Source organism: Pedobacter sp. (assembly GCF_045628745.1).
GTDB lineage: Bacteria > Bacteroidota > Bacteroidia > Sphingobacteriales > Sphingobacteriaceae > Pedobacter.
Map to the genome: position 1 here is coordinate 1 of NZ_JAZQPU010000256.1, position 3822 is coordinate 3822.

At 43.5% G+C, this 3822-nt stretch carries 5 protein-coding genes and 2 tRNA genes; all 7 read left to right on the plus strand.

What is annotated here, in order from left to right:
* The coding region (locus tag ACR2F7_RS09725; protein ID WP_432713380.1) for a hypothetical protein at positions 1-340 on the plus strand (340 nt) is incomplete at its 5' end.
* 14 nt (positions 341-354) lie between these two features.
* Positions 355-846, plus strand: coding sequence for a hypothetical protein (locus ACR2F7_RS09730; protein WP_432713381.1), 492 nt, complete (start codon positions 355-357; stop codon positions 844-846).
* 50 nt (positions 847-896) lie between these two features.
* The gene (locus ACR2F7_RS09735; RefSeq protein WP_432713382.1) at positions 897-1472 is read left to right on the plus strand and encodes a hypothetical protein; all 576 of its coding nucleotides are present in this window, start codon (positions 897-899) and stop codon (positions 1470-1472) included.
* A 37-nt stretch (positions 1473-1509) separates the two neighbouring features.
* A tRNA-Gln gene (locus ACR2F7_RS09740) sits at positions 1510-1584 on the plus strand.
* A 297-nt stretch (positions 1585-1881) separates the two neighbouring features.
* Positions 1882-2718 carry a hypothetical protein gene (locus ACR2F7_RS09745; protein WP_432713383.1) on the plus strand — a complete coding sequence of 279 codons (837 nt, stop codon included), beginning with the start codon at positions 1882-1884 and terminating at the stop codon, positions 2716-2718.
* A gap of 53 nt (positions 2719-2771) precedes the next feature.
* A tRNA-OTHER gene (locus tag ACR2F7_RS09750) sits at positions 2772-2842 on the plus strand.
* 20 nt (positions 2843-2862) lie between these two features.
* Positions 2863-3465: a hypothetical protein gene (locus ACR2F7_RS09755; protein WP_432713384.1), complete on the plus strand. Its 603-nt coding sequence runs from the start codon at positions 2863-2865 to the stop codon at positions 3463-3465.
* Positions 3466-3822: the final 357 nt, after the last annotated feature.

Below are 3822 nucleotides of genomic sequence, written 5' to 3' on the forward strand. Positions count from 1 at the left end.
AACAAGAATAACTGTTGGTAGTGTACTCATCGTGACGGGCGTTGCGTTGTTTTTTAGCTTATTTAACAGAGAGGAGGCAGAGTTTTGGTTAGCGACATTGACAATACTTGTAGGGGTGGCAATCGGCAGCTCGACGCCGACGGTAGGAGTCATTTTACTCGGAGCAGGGCTATTTATGTTACTGAGTGATCTGACACTTATTAATGCGCCATGGCTAGGGTATGGACTAAGTATTCTGCTGGTAGTGACTGGCTTTATCGCCGTTCTGGGGGCAAGTTGGAAGCAACCCGCTCCAGTGGCGCCTCGCCGTGAACCAACTGCTAAACGGTCGATCGAATAGAGTATACTAGTTATATGACGAAATTAGCCGAACCTACTGTTCCGCCAAAGCCGAAAACACCAGCCGTGCAGTACGGGGCGCTGCTACTCGCTGGGCTATTAACCGTGATGGTTGTCGCGCAGCTATTTAAATTTGAAGAAATGATTCCGTTAGTCGAAAGTTTTGGTCTGGGTGGTGGCGAATCACAGGCAACGATACTGGTCAGCGTGCTGGTGATAGCGCAGGTCTTTGCGCTGCCATTCCTGCTGCGGATGTATGTTAGTCCGCTGATGCGAGTGACGAGTATGGTGCTAGGCTGGGTAGCAGCGACGTTATGGCTGTATATGATGGTCGGAGTATATATGACAGTAAATGCGGTCGGTGACTCTGGGTTCCTGGGTACTACCGTAACAGTTCCTTTTGGCTGGTGGAGCGTCGCTTTCGCGGTACTACTAGTCGGGCTTGCCGGGTGGGCAAGCTGGGGTATGTGGCCAACACTGACACGACCTGCGCGCGCGACAAAGTAGACGTTATTCCTCTCGCTAGACGACGAGATTTTGGTAACAAAGGAGGTGATATGGACGTACTTCATAAACTCGAAACGGCGCTTGCCGTACAATATGATAAACTCCCGCATTTTCCGGTGGGGTTTCGTACATGGCTGGCACAAAATGCCTGGTGGATAGTGCTGGTCGCAGTTATTTTTAGTGTACTGGGTGTGATTGGCGTGTTCGGGCTGCTTGCAGTCGCACTACTGGGTGTTAATATGGGTCTGGTTGCTGTCGACGTTCCGTATGATTCAACGATAGGTGCGGCCGTGAGTGGGGTTTTTATCGTACTTACCATCCTGTCACTACTTGAACTGATCATACAGACGGTGCTGCTAGCGTTAGCGATCTCTCCGCTACGTAAACTACTCAAGCGTGGCTGGGATTTATTGTTTCTTGTGTTAGTGATTAACACAGTGCTAATTATCGTGGGTGATATTATTAGCGTGAACATTCCGGGCCTGATTGTCGGGCTGTTGCTAGCAGTAATTGGGGGGTACTTTTTGTTCGAACTGCGCGATCAGTTCGGTACGCCAACTGCCAGCGACAACCCCGTCTCGTCCAGCCCGATGAAGGAAGATCCCGTATCTGAACTACCTACTTGAGCAATTAAATAATCAGTGGTACAATTTGTAATGCTGATGGGATGTCGCCAAGTGGTAAGGCACTGGGTTCTGGTTCCAGCATTCGGGGGTTCGAATCCCTCCATCCCAGCCATGAAAATAACCTTAGGTCTTTTGATCTAAGGTTATTTTCTTAGTCTGAGATTGTGGTTCGAGCCCCCGGTTTTGCTGAGGCAAAACAATCGCGGGGTTCGGTGTAGCGATTGAAGCAAAAGAAAGCACGCCAGTATTTTCTTTTGTGAATGAGCGGAAAAGGCTTTACCGCTATGCCTCCATGTGATAATGGAAACGCTATTATATAATGTTTTATTTGATTCCAAGAATAAATCTTGGAATCTTGGAATCAAGTTGGTATCTATTTATTTGAAAGTAGCTGGTATAAACTTACGATATGATTGATTTAATTCCAGGTATAACCTTTACCGATACTGAAAAACAAGTCTATGGTTCAATTTTTGGCGCGGTATTGGGAGCATCGGTAGGTACTTTAACTGCATTTTTTATTGGTAATCGAGAGCGAAATAAACAAGAAGATATTCATAAATTGCGTCTGAATCGAGCATTGATTCAAGAAAACGCAAAAGGGCTTCAATCGGCCGAACTTACATTGACCGACCTCATGATGAAGTGTGAAGCGAATAACGAATATGTGACAAATATAAAACAAGGTTTGGTGAAAAAAGATGGTGAAAAAAATTTAGCTTTGATGCAGTTAAATACACCATTCGATTATCCAAAACCAGATCCTAATATTGCGCAGCAAATATTAAATGGTAAGATTGTTATCCTATGGGGCAACTTGTGCCAAGAGATAGAACTGCAAAATAAAAATGTTAATGATTTTGCCGAATTTTATAAAGTCTTATTTAGTACCATACATACATCTTTGCTCAAAAAAGAGCAGCTAGCCATGAGCGTGATTGCTTCAGACAATCAAACTATTAAAATGGGAATGGATCAACAGCTGGATGCCAACACGATTCTACGCATTAAATGCATAAATTTACTCGCTCATGTGGATTGTTTCGTAGCACATATAAAAGGTGTAGATACACGATCATTTAAAACTCTAGAGCAATATCGTTCGTTTATTAATGAGATTGCGAAATACGAACCTGCCGAAGCTGAATTAGAAAAAGCCCGAGAACATAAAAATAAGACATACGATCCAAAAGTTATGTTCAAGAGTACTTCTATAGGCAATTCAAAGAAAAAGCCGATGAATTAAGTATAAAACTTCCTGAGGCATACCTATTAACCTCAAATGTTATACTTGCGGGTGGGACGTGGCTTAGTGGCTGAGCATCTTACTGACTGTAAGGACAACGCGGGTTCGAATCCCGTCGTCCCCTCATTGATACTTGAGGTACAAATGAAAAATCAGTCTGAACTAATTGGATTATTTGAATACAAAACTAAGATGCTTGGTGACGCTATTAAGCGGGGTGAATTATATGATGCTATCGAGGCTGCTGGATTGGTTCGCGACCTTCTGCTATCAGATAATAATGGACTGCTGGGCGCTATACTCCAAGAGATTCCTGAACTAAGAAATAGACGTAATCGCAATATTAAATTCGAAGTTATGTTCCTTGGAAGTACCTATCACAGCAATAATGATGGATACCCATTGGTTGCCGAAGCGCCGAACAAGACCATGATTTGCCCACATAAAGAGTATAGCGGTGTTCAGAGCTTTAATAGGAACGATTTTTTAGCTTTACCAATACTATGTACTGACTACGGTCATTATTCTTATAAAGACCTCATAAGTTTTGTTGCGAATAAATTAGGGTCAAGGCATTTTGACCATAAAACCGGTAGTGAAAAGCAATTAATTTTACATGAAATAAGGGAACGATTTGGCCTTGAAAGCTTCGACCCAATAATTACTCCTATTTTAGGTCTGGGCTCTGTAGTGTACACAACATGCAACAAAATTCTAAATCGTTTAGACGAACTAGGATTGAAATAAGGAGCTAGATTCTTCCCGAAACATATCCACTAGCCCAGAGCCGTGAAAGCCGCCGTTGGTTATGTGATCGACGGCTATTTTCTATGCGCTCGTGTTCGATCTGAATCCCCCTGGTTTTGTAAAGTAAAATGAACGCGGGGTACAGTGAAGCGACTATGCAGAAAAGGCTTTAGTCATAATGGCTCTGTTTTGCGCAGCAGAGCGGTTTGTATGTCTCTGAAAACGATAGAACTGCTGTTAATGGATAATCCAATTGGCAATCGTATCGAAGTATTCGTCTATATTGTCATGTGGATTGGAGGGATCACGAAATGCATGTGCGAACCCCTCGGCTGTATAGCGAGTTGCTTCGAACAT